This is a genomic window from Mycobacterium sp. NTMscope_Eco_3 (genome assembly GCF_976985685.1).
Genome location: NZ_CDRJYZ010000001.1, coordinates 1,498,123 through 1,515,708, shown reverse-complemented (window position 1 = coordinate 1,515,708; position 17,586 = coordinate 1,498,123). Strand labels below are relative to the sequence as shown.

Annotated in this window: 16 protein-coding genes; 9 read left to right on the top strand and 7 right to left on the bottom strand. The window is 65.2% G+C overall.

Annotated features, from left to right (window positions below; translation table 11 throughout):
* Window positions 1–11 precede the first annotated feature (11 nt).
* The 4 genes from AC0KTM_RS07040 to AC0KTM_RS07025 are packed head-to-tail and all read right to left on the bottom strand — an operon-like array spanning window position 12 to window position 4,921.
* The gene (locus AC0KTM_RS07040) at window positions 12–1,562 is read right to left on the bottom strand and encodes a class I adenylate-forming enzyme family protein (RefSeq protein ID WP_472415263.1); all 1,551 of its coding nucleotides are present in this window, start codon (window positions 1,560–1,562) and stop codon (window positions 12–14) included.
* Window positions 1,559–2,761 carry an acyl-CoA dehydrogenase family protein gene (locus AC0KTM_RS07035; RefSeq protein ID WP_238957689.1) on the bottom strand — a complete coding sequence of 401 codons (1,203 nt, stop codon included), beginning with the start codon at window positions 2,759–2,761 and terminating at the stop codon, window positions 1,559–1,561. The genes AC0KTM_RS07040 and AC0KTM_RS07035 overlap by 4 nt, the downstream gene beginning before the upstream one ends.
* Window positions 2,758–3,717, bottom strand: coding sequence for an acyl-CoA dehydrogenase family protein (locus AC0KTM_RS07030; protein ID WP_238957686.1), 960 nt, complete (start codon window positions 3,715–3,717; stop codon window positions 2,758–2,760). The genes AC0KTM_RS07035 and AC0KTM_RS07030 overlap by 4 nt, the downstream gene beginning before the upstream one ends.
* A gap of 7 nt (window positions 3,718–3,724) precedes the next feature.
* On the bottom strand, window positions 3,725–4,921 hold the full coding sequence (locus tag AC0KTM_RS07025) for an amidohydrolase family protein (protein WP_225326985.1): 1,197 nt from the start codon (window positions 4,919–4,921) through the stop codon (window positions 3,725–3,727).
* A gap of 268 nt (window positions 4,922–5,189) precedes the next feature.
* Here AC0KTM_RS07025 and AC0KTM_RS07020 point away from each other — a divergent pair, with 268 nt between their 5' ends.
* Window positions 5,190–6,290: an acyl-CoA dehydrogenase family protein gene (locus AC0KTM_RS07020; protein WP_225341154.1), complete on the top strand. Its 1,101-nt coding sequence runs from the start codon at window positions 5,190–5,192 to the stop codon at window positions 6,288–6,290.
* A 10-nt stretch (window positions 6,291–6,300) separates the two neighbouring features.
* The gene (locus tag AC0KTM_RS07015; protein ID WP_238957684.1) at window positions 6,301–7,203 is read left to right on the top strand and encodes a TIGR03619 family F420-dependent LLM class oxidoreductase; all 903 of its coding nucleotides are present in this window, start codon (window positions 6,301–6,303) and stop codon (window positions 7,201–7,203) included.
* A gap of 3 nt (window positions 7,204–7,206) precedes the next feature.
* Here the strand turns inward: AC0KTM_RS07015 and AC0KTM_RS07010 are convergent, their stop codons facing one another.
* Entirely contained in the window at window positions 7,207–7,644 is a 438-nt protein-coding gene (locus AC0KTM_RS07010; protein ID WP_225326988.1) for a nuclear transport factor 2 family protein, read from the bottom strand.
* Between the two features lie 51 nt (window positions 7,645–7,695).
* Here AC0KTM_RS07010 and AC0KTM_RS07005 point away from each other — a divergent pair, with 51 nt between their 5' ends.
* The 3 genes from AC0KTM_RS07005 to AC0KTM_RS06995 all read left to right on the top strand — a co-directional run bounded on the left by AC0KTM_RS07005 (window position 7,696) and on the right by AC0KTM_RS06995 (window position 10,090).
* Window positions 7,696–8,331: a cysteine hydrolase family protein gene (locus AC0KTM_RS07005; RefSeq protein ID WP_225326989.1), complete on the top strand. Its 636-nt coding sequence runs from the start codon at window positions 7,696–7,698 to the stop codon at window positions 8,329–8,331.
* A gap of 92 nt (window positions 8,332–8,423) precedes the next feature.
* Complete coding sequence (locus AC0KTM_RS07000) at window positions 8,424–9,617, top strand: amidohydrolase family protein (RefSeq protein WP_225326990.1); 1,194 nt, start codon at window positions 8,424–8,426, stop codon at window positions 9,615–9,617.
* Complete coding sequence (locus AC0KTM_RS06995) at window positions 9,614–10,090, top strand: MaoC family dehydratase (protein WP_225326991.1); 477 nt, start codon at window positions 9,614–9,616, stop codon at window positions 10,088–10,090. The genes AC0KTM_RS07000 and AC0KTM_RS06995 overlap by 4 nt, the downstream gene beginning before the upstream one ends.
* Before the next feature lie 22 nt (window positions 10,091–10,112).
* Here AC0KTM_RS06995 and AC0KTM_RS06990 read toward each other — a convergent pair whose 3' ends face one another.
* Entirely contained in the window at window positions 10,113–12,512 is a 2,400-nt protein-coding gene (locus AC0KTM_RS06990; RefSeq protein ID WP_225326992.1) for a CaiB/BaiF CoA transferase family protein, read from the bottom strand.
* Window positions 12,509–13,969 (bottom strand): aldehyde dehydrogenase family protein, encoded by a 1,461-nt coding sequence (locus AC0KTM_RS06985; RefSeq protein ID WP_225326993.1) that lies wholly within the window; start codon window positions 13,967–13,969, stop codon window positions 12,509–12,511. The genes AC0KTM_RS06990 and AC0KTM_RS06985 overlap by 4 nt, the downstream gene beginning before the upstream one ends.
* 258 nt (window positions 13,970–14,227) lie before the next feature.
* On the opposite strand from AC0KTM_RS06985, the gene AC0KTM_RS06980 reads away from it, so the two are divergent.
* The 4 genes from AC0KTM_RS06980 to AC0KTM_RS06965 are packed head-to-tail and all read left to right on the top strand — an operon-like array spanning window position 14,228 to window position 17,584.
* Window positions 14,228–15,400: a cytochrome P450 gene (locus tag AC0KTM_RS06980; RefSeq protein ID WP_225327045.1), complete on the top strand. Its 1,173-nt coding sequence runs from the start codon at window positions 14,228–14,230 to the stop codon at window positions 15,398–15,400.
* Window positions 15,400–16,599 carry an acyl-CoA dehydrogenase family protein gene (locus AC0KTM_RS06975; protein WP_238957681.1) on the top strand — a complete coding sequence of 400 codons (1,200 nt, stop codon included), beginning with the start codon at window positions 15,400–15,402 and terminating at the stop codon, window positions 16,597–16,599. Before AC0KTM_RS06980 ends, AC0KTM_RS06975 begins: the two co-directional genes overlap by 1 nt.
* On the top strand, window positions 16,596–17,171 hold the full coding sequence (locus AC0KTM_RS06970; RefSeq protein ID WP_014711341.1) for an FAS1-like dehydratase domain-containing protein: 576 nt from the start codon (window positions 16,596–16,598) through the stop codon (window positions 17,169–17,171). The genes AC0KTM_RS06975 and AC0KTM_RS06970 overlap by 4 nt, the downstream gene beginning before the upstream one ends.
* Window positions 17,171–17,584: a Zn-ribbon domain-containing OB-fold protein gene (locus tag AC0KTM_RS06965; RefSeq protein ID WP_225326995.1), complete on the top strand. Its 414-nt coding sequence runs from the start codon at window positions 17,171–17,173 to the stop codon at window positions 17,582–17,584. Before AC0KTM_RS06970 ends, AC0KTM_RS06965 begins: the two co-directional genes overlap by 1 nt.
* Window positions 17,585–17,586: the final 2 nt, after the last annotated feature.

Here is a 17,586-nt window from a genome sequence, read left to right as displayed (position 1 = left end):
GATGAAGTGCTTCAGCCGAACCGCGCCCGCAGCTCGGTCTTGAGCACCTTGCCGGTGATGTTTCGAGGCAGCGCATCCACGATTTCGAGTCGTTCGGGCGCTTTGTGCTTGCTCAATCCCCGCGCTTGACAGTGTTCGAAGATCGACGAAAGCGTCACCGTCACACCCGGGCGCGCGACGACGACGGCGCAAACACGCTCGCCGGTCCGCTCATCCGGCACCCCGATGATCGCCACGTCGGCCACCGCCGGGTGGCTGGCCAGGACACCCTCGACTTCCAAGGCCGAGATGTTCTCCGCGTTGCGGATGATCGCATCCTTGATTCGGCCGGTGACGACGACGTTGCCGTCATCATCGATGCGGCCCAGATCTCCTGTGCGAAACCATCCTTCGGCGTCGAACGCGTGGGCATCCAGAGTTGCGTCGACGTAGCCGAGGAAGCACTGCGGCCCTTTGAGCCGCAGCTCCCCCTCCGTGCCACGCGGCACCTGCTGTCCAGCTTCGTCGACGACCCGTACCGCAACGCCGGGCACCGGTTTCCCGACGGTGTGATCCAGCAGCTCCGCGGGACCGTTAGGCGCCTGAGAGGTGGCTACCGGAAATTCGGTCAGGCCCCACGCATTGGCCACGCCGTCGACTGAAAGTGTCTGCCGCACTTGATGACCGAGCTCGGCGGTGATTGGTGCGCCCCCACCGACGCAGCCCCGCAGCTCGGGGTAGAGCGGTTCGTCACCATACTTCGCCTGCGCCGCCATGAAAGCGACGAAAAAGGGGGTTGCGCTGCCCAGCAGAGTCGGGCGGTGCGCCGCGATGGCAAAGGGGGTCTCGACGGGGTCGAAGGCATCGAACAGCACCAGCTTCATCCCGGTGAGCAGAGCCGCGGCGAGCATGGCGGCGCCTCCGATGTGCGAAACCGGAAACGCGATCGGGTTGACGTCGTTGCTGGAAGCCCCGACGATTCCGATGACCCCTGCCGAACCGGCGATGACCGACCGGTCGCAGTGCCGCGCTCCTTTCGGTGCCGCCGTAGTGCCCGACGAATAGTAGATCCACCGCGGGTCCTCCGCGCTGCTCGGAGGAGTAGGCAGCGTTTCCGGATCACCGCTGGGCAATCGAAGCCCGTCGGCAATGGGAGCGTCGTGGTCGATGACCAGGACCCGCATGGGCCGCTCATTCGCGAGCCGATGTGCGAGCGCGGTGTGGTCAAAACTGCGCCACAGCCCCGGTACGATGATGACGTCGGTCGCGAGTTGCGCTGTCACGTACCGTAGTTCGCTTTCGCGCCAGATCGGCAGCACCGGGTTCTGGACGGCGCCGAGGCGGGCCAACGCCGTCATGACGACCATCGTCTCCAGCGTGGTCGGCAGTTGCCATGACACCACCGTGCCCGCACCGATCCCCCGCTGCGCCAGCGCCGCCGCGCACGTCAGTGCGGAGTCCCGCAGCTGGGCACACGACAGGCTGCGCCCGTAGTCGTCCGCGAGCACCACCCGGTCAGGGTGTGCTCCCGCCGCGGTCTCGACCAGAGACCAGTACGTCTGCACGGCGCGATCTGTGGTCACCGGCTCGGCAAGTGCAGTCGGCGCTTGGCAAGAATGTTGCGCATCATCTCCGAACTGCCGCCCGAAATCGTGTAGGCGCGTGACCACAACCAGCATTCCCGCAACCGTTGTTTGGCGTTCTGCACCTCCGGGTCCGCGACCCCGGCGACGGTCGCGGACGCCGCCAACTGGGCGCCGTAAGCCGCGACGCGGTGGTATGTCTCCGCAAAACTCAACTTGGCTATCGACCCGTCACCCGGTTGTTCGTCGCCCGACGTCAGCCGCTCCACGTGATCGTCGATGAACGCCTTGGCCACTTCGACCTCCACGGCTAACTCGGCGACCTCTTGGCGGACGTCGCCACACTCCAACGCCGGCAGGCCGTCGATATGTGCGTGACGGGCCACCGCGACCAGATCGTCGATCAGCAATTCGAGCAGGATGACGTTCCCGCCGATGCCGAATCGTTCAAAGTCCAGGCCCGCCATGATGATCGCCCAGCCCTGGCCCACCTCGCCGATCAGGCTGTCGGCGCCCAGCCTGACTCCGGTGAGGAAGACCTCATTGACCTCGATCGCGTCACCGATCGTGCGGATCGGACGAACCTCGACACCCTCCGCCGAAAGCGGCACGGCGAAGACCGACAGGCCGTGGTGGCGCGAGGATCTCGGGTCGGTGCGGACCAGGGCGAGGCCCATGTCGGCCCAGTGTCCGTCGGTGATCCAGGTCTTCTGCCCGTCGAGGAGCCAGCTGCCATCGTCTTGCCGCGCACCGCGGCTGCGTACTCCGGCGATGTCGCTGCCGGCGTCGGGCTCGCTGAGCAGCTGACACCAGACATGTTCGCTGCGCCGAATCGGTGGCAGTAACGTCTGTTTCTGTTCGTCAGAACCGAAGTGCAGGAGCACGTGGGCAGCCAGGTTCACCTGGTCCACCGGGCGCGGCGCGCGGGCGCGCAGAATCTCCTCACTCACGATGCGATCGTGCAGCGGGTGGTAGTCGCCGCGACCGCCGTATTCGATCGGCCAGTCCGCGCCCACGAAACCCGCGTCGAACAGGCCGGCGAACCAAGCGCGCAGTAGGGTTTCCTGTTCGGCGGTCTCAGGAGCTCGATGGCCTTCGCGGGCCTCGATCGCCGGTGCGTGGTCGGCGATGTATGTCCTGACCCGATTCCTGAAATCGTTCAGCTGCGCCTCGGTGGGCCGGTTGACGAAAGCGCTCACCAGCCGGACACCTCCGCCAGCAGCGCCCGACTCGACCGCGCCGTGCCCATCAGCTGGGCGTTGGTGAAGACACGGCGCATCTCGTGGTGCAGCGGGTACTCCCAGGTGAATCCGATGCCGCCCGACAGTTGCATGCATTCGTCCACGGCGGCCGTGGCTTTCGCCGCTACGAATGCGTGCGCCGCCGCCGTCAAGGTGGTCGCCCGTTGGTCGGCGGAGGCGATGGCACGCGCGGCCTTCATGACGACGGCGCGCGCTTTGACTTCGAAGACCAGCAGCTCGACGAGGCGGTGCTGAATCGCTTGGAAACTCGCGATCGGCGCCCCGAACGCCACGCGCTCCCGCAGGTATGCCGTCAGCCGTTCAAGGGTCATCGACGTGGCACCCACGGAGTCGGCGGCAACGAGCAGCCGAGCCACGGCCGTCAGCTCTGTGGCCCTGTCGGGCGGCCCGATAAGGGTGCTGGGCGCGTCGGTGAGGTCGATACGCCAGACCGTTCTGGTGACGTCGAGCAGGTCGCCGTCCAGAACCGTCCGCGCGGGATCCGGGTCACGAATCACGTGAATTCCGTTGCGTCCCAGAAGCACAATGATGTCGACTTCATTGCCGCGGATGATCCGTGCGGAGCCATTGACGACGGTGACGCCCGCCGCCATCGTGCCGGCGAGCAGACCGGGCAGCAACTGTTCCCTCAGGTCGTCGGGCGCCGAGGCGAGCGCCGCGGCGGCGACCGTGGTTCCCAACCACGCCGACCTGTAGTTCGCTCGTCCGAGTTCTTCGGCTATGACGCACGTTTCGACTGGACGCCAGCCGGCGCCACCCACCACCTCATCGACGAGCAGGCCCGTCCAGTCCATCGCCGCAAGGTCCTTGACGGATTCCTTCTCGCCGCGGTCGGCCAGAAACTGCCGCGCCGACACCCTCAGTAGGTCGAGGTCGACGTCGTCGTCTGCCATCGGGCGTTTAGCTCCGGGAGAGCAACTGGTCGGCGTTGTCGCGCATGATCCGTCGCTTGGCGGCGTCGTCGAGCGGGTCGAGCAGCTTGGCAAATTCGGCCGGCACGGCCAGGCCTTCGGCGTGTGGGTAATCCGAGCCCATCACCAAGCAGTCGTCGTATCCTAGGCCCTCGACGATCGCCGGGATGTCGTCCTCGGGGTACGGCACCACACGGACATGACGGCGGAAGATCGCCGAAGGCCGCTCCGTCAGCTTCCCACCAATCCAAGGCCCGTTGCGGCCCATCCCTCTGCTCTTGTCCATGTGTTTGACGAAGAACGGCACCCATTCCGCCCCGTGCTCGGCGACGAGGACGTTCAGGCCCGGGAAGCGACCGAAGAGGTTGTCGAAGATGAGAGCGGACAACGTCTCCTCGATCGGGCGCTGGCCGTAGACATTCATCCACTGCCACGCCGACATGTGCCAAGAAGCCGGGTCGGAGTTTTGTCCCCAAGCGGGCGAGATCGCATTGAAGTACCAGAACGGCATGATGTGGAACACCAGGATGCAGCCGGCCTCCTGCAAGCGTGCGTAAATCGGGTCGAAGTACGGGTCGCCGGGCGATCGACCGTAAGCCGGCCCGGTCGGCAGCAGCACGAACTTTGCGCCCTGCGCGATGATGGCCTCCGTCTCGGCGATCGCAGAATCCAAGTCGCGCAACGACATCAGCGCCGTGGCGAAAATTTTGTCTTCGTAGTTGAAACCCCACTCTTCGTCGAACCATCGGTTGAACGAGCGCAGGTTGGCGTACAGTGCCGCTGTGTCGTCGACGTAGTGTTCGGCGGCCAGGGCCATACCGCTGGGATAGATGACCATACGCTCGATGTTCTGCTCCGCCATGACGGCAAGGCGCGCACCGCGCTCGATGAATTCCGGTTGCATGGGTTGCGGCTCGTAGGATTCCTCGGGGTTGCCCGATCCCATCTGCTTGAGCATCTCCTTGAGCGAGCCCGGCCGATAAGCGACATCGAGGCCCAGTCCCCCTTCGCTGTTGAACGTGGCGACCCGATGTCCCGCAAGGATCACCTCGACGCCGTCCGCCCCGCGCACGGTGGTGATCGCCCGGTCCCGAAACTCCTCCGGCAGATAACGGGTGAACGCGTCCCGCGTCTCGTAGCAGTGGGTGTCGCAGTCAAAGATGCCGTAGTCGAGTTTCGTCGTCACCGCTTCGCTCCTTAAGCGCGAGAATGGTTATTCTCTATTTTCACAAAACATACTATCCTGATCCGACAATGGCCATCTCGCGTGGGATGGCCAGGCGCCCGAGTGAGGGACGCCGGCGTCGGCCGCGATCGCGCAAAGGAAGACATGACTCCATCAAAACCGATGTACGACAACATGATCGGGTGGGCACCGCTGAGCGTTCGGTCTGCCGCGCTGCGTATCACAGATCCGGCAGCAGCCCGGGTGAGGCCGAACCGGGATGCCCTGCGTGCCGTCAAGTGAGGTCGACGAGCTTCGCAGCGTCGTCCGCGACTACTTGAGCGCGACATCGCCCAGCGAGACCGTTCGCAAGCTGATGGCGACGGACATCGGGTACGACGAGGCGTCGTGGCGCCAGATGGCGGGCGAGTTGGGACTGCAGGGCATCGTCGTGCCGGACCAATGGGGCGGGGCCGGTGCCGGCGTGGCCGAATTGGCGGTGGTGTTCGAGGAAATGGGACGCGCGCTGGTGTGCTCCCCCTTCTTCGCCACCGTGGCGCTGGCGACGCAGGCCATTCTCGCCAGCGGCGACGACGCGGCGGTGGAGCGGTTCGTCCCCGGGTTCGTCGACGGCTCCACCACAGCGACGCTGATCCTCAACGGCCGGCTAGACGCATGGGACCCCGCCGCGGTGACGGTGCGGGCTGACCGCGACGGTACCGTCTATCGGATCCGTGGTGAGGCGCCTCTCGTGATCGACGGCCACACCGCGGACGTCATCCTGTCGCCGGCCATCAGCGACGCAGGCATCTCGTTGTTCGCGGTACGTGCCGGGTCACAGGGCCTTCGTCGCACACCGTTGGCCAGTCTCGACCGCACCCGCAAGCTGGCCCGGGTGCAGTTCGACGGCGCCCGCGCAGAGCTGATCGGGACCGAAGGTGGCGCCGCGGACTTCCTCGCGCGCACATCCGACCTCGCCATTATCGCGGTGACCGCCGAACAGGTCGGCGCGGCGCAACGGTGCCTCGATATGGCCGTCGACTACGCCAAGGATCGCATTCAATTCGGTCGGCCGATCGGTAGTTTCCAAGCCGTGAAGCATCGGTGCGCGGACATGTTGGTCCAGGTAGAGGGCGCACGTTCGGCCGAATCACATGCGGCCGAAGTGGCCGCCACCGATGATCTCCCGACCGCCGCCTCGGTCGCGAAGATGGTGTGTTCGGAGGCTTTCCTGCAGGTTGCGCTCGACAACATGCGCATTCACGGCGGAATCGGCTTCACCTGGGAACACGACGCCCATTTGTTTGTCCGACGCGCAAAGGTCAGTCAGCTGATTTTCGGCGACCCGGACTACCACGCGCAGCGCCTGGCCACGCTCGTCTCTGAATGAAAGGATCCTCGTGACCGTCTCCTTTTCCCTCGAACTGCCGACTCATCGTGTCGAATCGGTCGATGAGTTCGTAACCGCCGAAGCGATCGCCGACATCGCGCGAGTGGCCGAGGAGAGCGGGTTCGCGGCCGTCCAGGTCACCGATCACCCCGCACCCGATGCGAAGTGGCTCGACCACGGCGGCCACCACGCCCTTGATCCGTTCGTCGCGTTGGCTTTCGCGGCCGCCGCAACGACCGATGTCAGGCTGCTGACCAATGTCTACATCGCCGCCTACCGCAATCCTTTTCTCGGCGCCAAATCGATTCAAAGCCTCGCCTCGCTGTCGAGAGGTCGATTGATCCTCGGAACGGCGGCGGGATACCTCAAGCCCGAATTCAGGGCCCTGGGAATCGATTTCGACAACCGCGGCGCCCTCCTCGATGAGGCGCTGGACGTGTTGGACAAGGTGCTCACCGGCGAGGACATCGCCTACGAAGGGACGACGTTCGCGGCCCGCGGCGTTCGGTTGCGCCCGCTGCCGGCGACCCGGCCACCGGTGTGGGTCGGCGGCAACAGCAAGCCGGCCGTGCGGCGGGCGGTATCGCGCGCTCAGGGATGGGCGCCGTTCAACACGTTCGGCTACGCCGCCGCGTCGCGCACCGCGGAGATCTCGACGATCGACGAGTTGGCGGCCGCCATCGACTGGGCCAGGCACTACGCAACCGAAATCGGCCGCACCGCACCGCTGGACATCTGCTTTTCCGCGGGAAACCTGTTGGAGGACAGCAGATCGGCCGACGAACGGCACGCCACCATCGCGAGGCTCGAGGCAATGGGCGTCACCTGGCTTACCATTGCGTCGCCCGGCGCGGACCGGGCCGAACTCATCGAGCGTTCGCGCGCATTCGGCAAGGAGTTCATCACGGCATGATCCTTAGGCCATCAGGCTGTCCGCGGCGAATGCGTCCACACTGATCCGGCGATGGGCGAACAGCCACCGACCTCCGATGGGGACCAATATGTCGCGGTAACGGCCCCAGTGGTCGAGCCCAATGTCAGTGTGGACGGCGAAGTAACTGCTGACCTCGACCCTGTCGCGGGCCACCGACCCGAACCGGACGCTGGATACATGGTGCCGGACGTGGGTCGGTGCCGGTTGCCCCGATTTCGAAGGCCGGGTCACCGCGGCGCCGAGACCGGCCGCGATTTCCGCCGATCCCCTCAGCGGCTCGGTACCACCACTGAATTCCAAGACGCCCGCATCACCGAAACACGAAGCCAGCGCGTGGAGATCGAATCGATCGGTGGCGGCGGTGTAGTCGGCCAGCGTCTGTCGTACCGCCTCCCGCACCTCGAGCTCCCAGACATCCATGGGGCCTCCTCGTTGGAAATTTAGTTCCCGCACACGATAACGTCTATTCTCATGCCGCCACCATCGCTCCAATCGCTGCTCGATCCCGCCACCACCGCGCTCGTGACTCAGGAGTGCCAGGGCGGGGTCATAGGTCCGCAAGCCGGCCTCCCATACCTCGCCGAAGAGGCTCGCCGCGAGGCCATTCCGAACATTTCCAAACTGCTCGACGCCGCTAGGGCGGCGGGAGTCGCGGTAGTGCACTGCCTCATCGAGAAGCGCCCGGACAACCGCGGATCGAACTCCAACGCCCGGCTGTTCATGGCTGGGAAATCCTTCGCCGCCGACCTGACTCCCGGCAGCCCTGGCGCGTGGCTTCTCCCCGAGTTCGGCCCGGTACCCAGCGACCTCGTGCTGACACGCACCCACGGCGTCGGGCCCATGACCGGTACCGATCTTGACTCCGTGTTGCGGAACATGAACATCAAGACCATTGTTGGAGTGGGCGTTTCGATCAACATAGCCATTCAGAATTTCGCGATGGACGCGGTCAATCGCAGCTATCAATTCGTGTTGCCGCGCGACGCGGTGAGCGGGTATCCGCGGGAGTACGCCGAGTCGATCATCGACAACACGCTGGCACTGCTCGCCACGGTGACCACCACCGATGCTGTGATCGGCGCATGGAAAGGAATCCAAGCGTCCTGACCCCGATCTGGATGCTGAATAGCATAGGTGATAATGTCGTTCTCAAATAGCGTAAATGTTCATATTCGCTGCTCTGAGGAGGGTTCAGCCTCATGTCACCCCGGTCCCTGCCGTATCCGGTCTTCGACATCGACAACCACATGTACGAGACCACCGAAGCGCTCACCAAATACCTGCCGAAGGAACACCGCGGAAAGGTCGGTTACGTCGAGGTCAACGGCCGGCCCAAACTCGTCGTCAAGGACCACATCAGCCACATGATCCCGAATCCGACATTCGAGCGAGTTGCCAGGCCCGGCAGCGCGGAGGACTACTTCCTCGGCAACAATCCCGAGGGTCTCAACTTCCGCGAGTTCATCGGCGAGGCAATGGATGTCATCCCGGCATACCAGTCACCCGCGCCCCGACTGGAACTGATGGACGAACTCGGCATCGATCAGTGCGTGATGTACCCGACCCTCGCCAGCCTCATCGAGGAACGCACGACCGACGACGTCATCCTCACCCACGCGATCATTCATGCGCTCAACGAGTGGATGCACGAGCACTGGACGTTCAACTACCACGACCGGATCTTCGCGACCCCCGTCATCTGCCTGCCCTTGGTGGACGAAGCCATCAAGGAGTTCCGCTGGGGCGTCGAGCACGGCATGAAGACCTTCCTGGTGCGGCCCGCACCCGTGCCCAGCCGCTTCGGCGGTTCGCGCTCCATGGGCCTTCCCGAGTTCGACCCGTTCTGGGAAGAAGTCGTGAACGCCGGCATGCCGGTCACCATGCATGCCTCGGACAGCGGCTACCAGAAGCACCTCATGGAGTGGGAGGGCGGTGACGAGTACCTGTCCTTCAAGCCGAGCGCGTTACGCGAGGTCGTGATGGGCCACCGCGCCATCGAGGACACGCTGGCCGCGATGATCTGCCACGGCGCCCTGTCCCGCTTCCCCGATCTGAAGATCTTCTGCGTCGAGAACGGCAGCGGTTGGGTGCGCAATCTGCTCGAACAGTTGAACACCGCGTACAAGATCATGCCCAAGGAGTTCGACGAGCACCCCGTCGAGGTGTTCAAGCGAAACATCTACATCCATCCGTTCCTCGAGGACGACCTCAAGGGGATCATCGACATCATGGGCGAGGATCACGTGATGTTCGGCTCCGATTTCCCGCACCCCGAAGGCATCGGTGATCCGCTGAGCTTCGTAGACCGGCTCGACGGCATCTCGGAGGCCGCCGAGGCGAAGATCATGGGCGGCAACGCTATTGAGCAGTTGGGACTCAAGGTCCCGGCATGACCCGGGCGCGCATATCCCCGAAGGTTTACGACGGAATCGCCGACTTCGAGGCTCACGTCGGCGAACACCTCGGTTTCAGCGACTGGCACCAGGTCACTCAGAAGGAAATCAACTTGTTCGCCGAGGCAACCGGCGACCATCAATGGATTCACGTCGATCCGGAGAAGGCGGCAGCCGGCCCCTACGGCCGGACGATCGCGCACGGCTATCTGACGCTGTCGCTGGTACCCATTCTCGTGCAACAGATCTACCGGGTGACCGGCTTGGCGATGCAGGTCAATTACGGCAGCGACAAGCTGCGCTTCCCCGCGCCGGTACCGGTCGACTCACGCATCAGGGCGGGCGCCGAACTGCTCAAGGTGGAGCGCAACGACAAGGGCGGCCGGGCCACGGTTCGCGTCACCGTCGAAGTCGAGGGCAGCGAACGCCCGGCGTGTGTCGTCGACACGATCGCCGCGATGGTCGACGCCTGACCGAACGGGCCGAGGTCATCGGCTACGCGTTCAGCACACGTTCCCCGATGACACGTTGCTCACGCAATGCGGCAATTTCCTGAGCGGAAAGGCCAAGCGCTCCAAGCACCTCGGCGTTGTGCTGCCCGAGCGTCGGCGCCGCGGTTCGGTGATGGTGCGCGGGTCCCGGCGAGATGCGAAACGGCCAGCCGGGAAACCTCTGTCGGCCGGTGATCGAATGGTCCAGGTCCTGATAGAAGCCGCGCGCGTCGAGCTGCTCGACGTCATACATCTGATCGGCCGTCAGTAGTCGCTCGGCCGGCACACCATGCCGGCCCAACGTTGCCACGACCTCCTCCGCGGTTCGCCCGCATGTCCAATTCGCCAGTACCTCATCGAACTCGTCGTGGTTTGCCCGGCGCGCTTCTGCGTTCGCAAACATCGGGTCGTCACGTAGATCGGGACGGTCAATCACGTCCAGCACCGCAAGCCAATCCGCGTCATCCCGCACCGTGAGCGCGACCCACTCGTCGACATTGCTGGTTTTGTAGACGCCCTGGGCGTATTCGCGGTGGCGATTTCCCTCGCGCTGCCGCACCGCTCCCGTCAATGAGTATTCGATGACGGGTTCGGCAGTCACCGCCGCGCCAACCTCGATTTGCGCGACCTCGATCAGCTGCCCCTCACCGGTGGACCGCCTGTGCTCGAGGGCAGCCAGCAGCGCGACGCACGCGTGTACGCCGGCGATCGGGTCGGCGGGCCCCTGCAGATTGCACGGCGGGCCGTCCGCATAACCGGTCGCGGCCGACATGCCTGACACCTGTTCGATGTTCAGCGCCCAGCCCACGTAGTCGCGCCACGGCCCGTCCAGCCCGAACCCGGGCATCCGCACCATGATCACGCCGGGATTGTTGTGCGCGATGGAGTCGTAATCCATCCCGAACTGTTCAACCACGCGCGGCGAGAAGTTCTCCACCACCACATCGGCTTCTGCGGCCAGTCGCAGCGCCAGCTCGCGACCGGCGGCAGAGGTGAGATCGAGCGTGATGTCGCGCTTGTTGAGATTGGTTCCCTGCCAGAGCGGCCCACGCTCGTACCAGTCGTCGCCCTCACGCAGCAGCGCGCCCGAGTAGCGGTGTCCGTCGGGGCGCTGAACGGATTCGACCTTGATCACGTCCGCCCCGAACGCACCGAGGTAGCACGTCAGGTATGCGCCCGCCCAGAAAGTGCTCAAATCGAACACCTTCAGCCCGGCGAACGGCAGCGACACGTCGATACCGTCGCCCCTCGGACGGGGTGCGCCGCGCTCGCTCCACGTGGCCTGCGCGCCGTTTGTTCGCAGGGCGGGAGCAGGCAAGGGCGGCCGCGCCGGGGTCTTCGAAAGCCGGAACGGCGCTCCCGGTCTGGTGAAGCGCCATGCTTCAGCGGCTGATTCGACGAAAAACCCTCGCTCCGCATACTGCGGGCAGCCCAGGATCGTGTCGCCTTCGGTGATCGGCGCCGCGGGAATGCGCATGGCCTGGCTCAATTCGACCAGATCGGCAACGGACATCGATTCAAGGAAGGGCTGGGCCTTGGCGAAGAACTCGTCGCGCTCGGGCCCGCCGAGCATGATCGCGAGCTGATGGTCGCCGAACTCGGGCAACCCGACCATCGCGCACACGTCCAACCAGTGCTGACCGGTCAGGCAGTTGATCCCGATCCAGCCGTCGGCGGCACGCACGATACCCAGCATCGGCGCGGCCTTGGAATTCGTCGGCAAGCCAAGGGCTTTCAGGCGGGCAGCCATCAGCATGGGATAGGGCAGTGTCGACAACAGCGACTCGAAGATCGACACGTCCACCTCGACCGGCCGGTTCGTTTCGGCTGTGCCGATGTGTAGGGCCGTGAGCGCGCCGAGGGCCGCGTAGCCGCCCGCGATGTACTCCGGAATTCGGGCACCGGCCTGCACCGGCGCTCGGCCGGGCTCACGCATGTTGACCCAGCCCGCCGCCGCCTGCAGGGTCAGCGGAGTCGTCACCCGGTCGCGCAGCGGCCCCTTCTGACCGAAGCTCGAGATTCGTACCACGACAAGATTCGGGCTGACCTGGGCCAGCGATTCTGCGTCTAGGCCCCACGCCCGGCGCTCGGGCGCGCCCGCTGGCAGGTCTTCGACAAGAAGGTCCGCTTGAGAGATCATTTCGCGCAAGGCGTCACGGCTGCCATCATGTGCGAAATCAAGTGTGGTGCCGCGCTTTCCGGCGTTCAGGTACTCGAACAGACCGCTTCGCTCCGGATGAGGGCCCTCCGGCGGAAAGGGACCCCAGCGGCGCAGTGGGTCACCTGACGGGGGCTCGATTTTGCGCACGTCGGCGCCCAGGTCCACGAGCAGCTTCGTGCAATAGGGGCCCGCGATCTCGGAGGCCAGCTCGACGACGCGCAAGCCCGCCAGGGGCCGGTTCACGCGGGTATCCCGATGGCCTTGGGCTCCATGTAGGCCCGCAGCCCCATCACGCCGCCCTCACGACCGATGCCGCTCTGCTTGAACCCCCCGAACGGCGCGTCTCCGGGAATCGTGCCGTTAATCGATACCTGCCCGGTCCTGATCCGGCGCGCGATGGCCACCGCGCGATCGAGATCGCTCCCCCACACCGCGCCGCCAAGGCCGTAGGACGAATTGTTGGCGATGGCCAACGCATCGTCGTCGTCTCGATACCGCAACACGGTCAGCACGGGACCGAACACCTCCTCCTGCGCGATATACGAGTCGGGGGAAGCATCGGTGAGTATCGTTGGCTCGAAATAGAAACCGCGGCTCAGATCCTTCGGACGGGCTCCTCCGGCCACGACCGTTGCGCCGTCGGCTTCGGCGCGTTTGACGAATCCCTCGACACGGTCGAGGTGCTCGCGGCTGATCAACGGTCCCATGGTGACCGCGGGATCGACGGGATCACCGATCACGACCCCGCGGGCCAACTCGGCGAGCCGGTCCACCACCTCGTCGTGGATCGCCTCGGGCAGCAGCAACCTGCTGTTGAGAATGCAGGCTTGACCGGCATGCATCGTGCATCCTTCGAACAGCAGCCGCTCCAACAATTCGTCGCTGACGTCGACGTCGGGCAGCAGTATGGTCGCCGACTTGCCGCCGCACTCCAGCAACACTCGCTTCATCGTGGTCGCCGCACCCGCCATCACATCGCGGCCGACCGCTGAGCTGCCGGTGAAGCTCACCATGTCGACCCTGGGGTCCAGCGTCAGGCTTTTGCTGGCCTCGACGCCGGTCGGCGTGACCACGTTGACGACGCCGGCTGGAATGTCGGTGTCCTCGTCGATGATTCGCGCCAGCGCCAGGCCGGCCAGCGGTGTCAGAGGTGAAGGCTTGAGCACGAGCGTATTTCCTGCCGCCAGCGCAGCGCCCAGCTTCATGACGTTGAGGGTGTGCGGGAAGTTCCACGGCGTCATGGCCGCCACCACACCGAGCGGTTCGTAGCGCAACACCGTGGTTCCCGCGGCACCCCACGCATCCATCGGCGCCTCGGCGGGCTCCGTGGCGAGCTCGGCAGCATGACCGACCATGAATGCCGGGCCGTCGACGTGAATCAGCCGTTCGTTTGCGGAACAACCCCACTCGGCCTGCGCGAGTGCGTAGACCTCCTCGCCCCTGGCCATCAACGCATCGCTGAGCTGTTGCAGGCATCGGGCCCTTTCCGCGGGCTCTGCCGCGGGCCACGGGCCCGTGTCGAAAGCGGTCCTGGCCGCGGCGATCGCCCGCTGGACCTGCGCCACGCTCGCGTCGGGCGCCGTTTGGATCACCGCCTCGGTGGCGGGATTGACGACGTCGTAGCGTCCGCTGTCCGGGTCGGTCCATCGGCCGTCGATGTAGTGACCGTAGGCCTCCAGGAGCGAACGCGACCCAGCCATCCTGCCTGCCTTCCCTGACTGCACGATCGTGAGGCAGCGCGACCGCGCCACCGAGATAACTTACATACTCAACCTGTGTGTACACGCCGACGCCAACGCCGTCAACGGCTAATTTGCGCCGTTTGCGGACAAATATACGGCGATTGACAGATGATCTAGCTCTCCTGTAGACAGCATGGAAACGGACATTCTTGCTCCATCTGTCCGGCCAGCCCCCAGTGTCAAGGAAGGCATGCTGTGCCCACTACTAAAGTTCCCTTGCACTCTCCGGACTTCTACGCCGGCGATCCCTACCCGGTCTACCGGGAACTCCGCAACACGACGCCAGTGGTGTGGAACGACGTCACCAACTTCTGGGCGCTATTGAAGTACGAAGACGTCCGCTACGTTTCGGGCCACCCACTGACCTTCTCGTCGACGAAGGGCATCACGATTCCGGATCCCAGCCAGCCTGAACCCGTTCAGGAAGGCAACCTCATTTTCACCGACCCTCCCCGCCACCGGCAGCTCCGCAAGCTCATCAACTCCGGCTTCACGCGCCGGCAGGTGCAGTTGCTCGAGCCCAAGGTGCGCCAGATCGTGAAGGGCATCGTGGACAGTGTCGAGCCGTCGCGAGAGTACGAGTTCGCCGAGGAGATCGCCGCGCCCCTTCCCACCCGGATGATCGCCGAGATGCTCGGTGCCCCACCCGAAGACTGGGAGCAATTCCGCGCGTGGTCGGACGCGGCGGTCGGCACCGCCGACCCGGACATCGAACTGGACTCGATCGTCGCGCTCGGTGAGCTGTACGAATACTTCACCAAGCTCATCGCCGCGCGGCGCTCCGGCGAGGTCAGCGGGCAGGACGACCTGCTGAGCATCCTGGCCGCGGCCGAGGTCGACGGCGAGCGGCTCACCGACGCGGATCTGCTCAACTTCTCCTTCCTGCTGTTGGTCGCCGGCAACGAAACCACGCGCAACCTGATCGCGTTGGGCACGTTGGCGCTGATCGACCACCCCGACCAGTTCGCGCTGCTGCGATCGGACCCGTCGCTGCTGCCCAGCGCGGTCGAGGAGATGCTGCGATACACCAGCCCGGTCACCCACATGGCCCGCCGCGCGACCGAGGACGTCGAGATCCGCGGCCAGCAGATCAGGGCGGGCGACACAGTGGTCATGCTCTACGGCTCCGCCAACCGCGACGAAGAGATCTTTGGGCCCACCTGCGAAGAGTTCGACATCACCCGTAATCCCAACCCGCACATCGCGTTCGGGGCCGGGGAGCACGCGTGCCTTGGCGCCCAGCTCGCGCGCCTGGAAGCCAGGGTGATGTTTGAGGTGCTACTGGGCGCCTTTCCCACGATCGAGCTCACCGGTGACGTGACCCGGCTGCGCGCAACCATGGTGCCGGGCGTGAAACGCATGCCAATCCGACTGGGGGCGGGCAACTGATGGACTTCGACTACACGCCCGAACAGGAGCAGCTCCGCAAAGATTACCGGACGCGCCTGGAGGCGGTGATGACCCCGGAGCGCCGCGCCGCCGTCGCCAACCTCACCGAGGGCGGCGCCGCGATGACCGAGTGCCGACGCGCTCTGGGCGATGCCGGGTTGCTGGGCGTCGCCTGGCCGGTCGAATATGGCGGCGGCGGGCTGACCGCGTTGGAACAGTACATTTTCTCGGAGGAAGCGCGCAGGGTCAATGCACCGTTGCCGTTTGTCACCCTGAACACTGTGGGCCCCACGCTCATTCAGTACGGCACCGAGGAGCAGAAGGCCAAGTTCCTCCCCGCGATCCTCAAGGGCACCGTTGATTTCGCGATCGGTTACTCCGAGCCCGGCGCCGGGAGCGACCTCGCCTCGCTGCGGACCACCGCGGTCAGGGACGGCGACGAGTTCGTCATCAATGGTTCGAAGATGTTCACCAGCGGCGCGGAGTTCGCCGACTACATCTGGCTGGCGGCGCGCACCGACCCAACCGTCAAGAAACACAAGGGAATCACCCTGTTCATCGTGCCGACGGACTCGCCCGGGTTCTCCTGGAAGCCGCTGCACACCATGCCGGGGGTGTCCACGTACTACACGTTCTACGATGACGTCCGGGTACCCGAGAGCGCCATCGTGCTCGGCGAAAACCAGGGTTGGACACTGGTGACCAACCAGCTCAACCTCGAACGCGCCGCCCTCGGCAACCTCGGTGCCCTGGAGCCGCTCTTCGCCAAGACGCTCAAGTGGGCGTCGACGACACCGCTCGACGACGGCATGGTCATCGATCAGCCCTGGGTGCAGCAGGCCCTGGCCCGGGTGGAAGCGCAGGTCGCCGCCTACCGGCTGCTGAACCTGCGCGTGAACGCGACGATGAGTTCGGGTGCCCTCGGGATGGGCGAGGCCTCGGCGACAAAGGTTTTCGGCACCGAGCTCACCCAACAGGTTGCCCGCGAACTGCTCGAAGTCGTCGGACAGGCGGGTGTCCGCAAGGACTCGGCAGCTCCGCTCAAGGGCGAGCTGGAAAGCGCCTACAGGCTGGCGGTCATCAACACATTCGGCGGCGGAGCCAACGAACTTCAACGCGACATCATCGCTATGGCCGGCCTTGGGATGCCCCGCGCACCCCGAGACGTGCGGGCCTCCGGAGAGGGGAAATCCACGTGACAGAGCTAGCCAAAGATGACCTGCGCGAGCGCCTCGACGCGTTGATCGGGACGCCCACCGACGGAGTCGGCAGACCCTCCCGCGCCCCCGATCCGGTGAACGCCGCGATGATCCGGCACTGGGCGTACGCGTTGGACGACATGAATCCCGCCTACCTTGATCCCGAGTTCGCGGAGAACTCCCGCTACGGCGGCCTGGTTTCCCCGCCCGTGATGCTGCAGAGCTGGACGATGCCGCCGCCCAAGCTCGCCGGCATCCATGAGCGCGGCGGCGTGCCGATCGAGATCAAGACGAACCCGCTGCAATTCCTCTCCGACGCGGGTTACACGGGCATCATCGCGACGAACTCTGAGTTCGAGATCGAACGCTATCCCCGCGTCGGTGACGAGATCACCGGCGAGACGGTGTTCGACTCGATCTCCGACGAGAAGACGACCGCGATGGGCAAAGGATTCTTCGTCACGTGGGTGACCACCTACCGCGATCAGAACGGCGAAGTCATCGGCCGCCAATGGTTCCGCACGCTGCGATTCAAGACGGGCGGGGCCCCCGCCGGAACGGCTGGGGACTGATGGCGACCAGACTTGCTCCGTCGATCAGCCCGGACACCGAATTCTTTTGGTCGGGCCTCAAGGACCACAAGCTGCTGATCCAGCGCTGCGCCGACTGCAAGACGCTGCGGGTGCCGCCCCGTCCGATGTGCGGAAATTGCCAGTCGCTCAACTGGGATTCCATCGAATCGACCGGGCGCGGAACGGTTTACAGCTTCGTGATGCCGCAATACCCGCCGCTCCCCTTCCTCCAATACCCCTATGTCGTGGCACTGATCGAGCTCGACGAAGGCGTCCGCATCGTGTCGAACCTGTGCGATATCGAACCGGCGGCCATCGACGTCGGGATGCCCGTCGAGGTCTTTTACGAGAAGTTCGAAGCAATCCCGAGCGGGGACGAGCTGGTGCTGCACCAGTTCCGGCCCGCGCGCTGAAC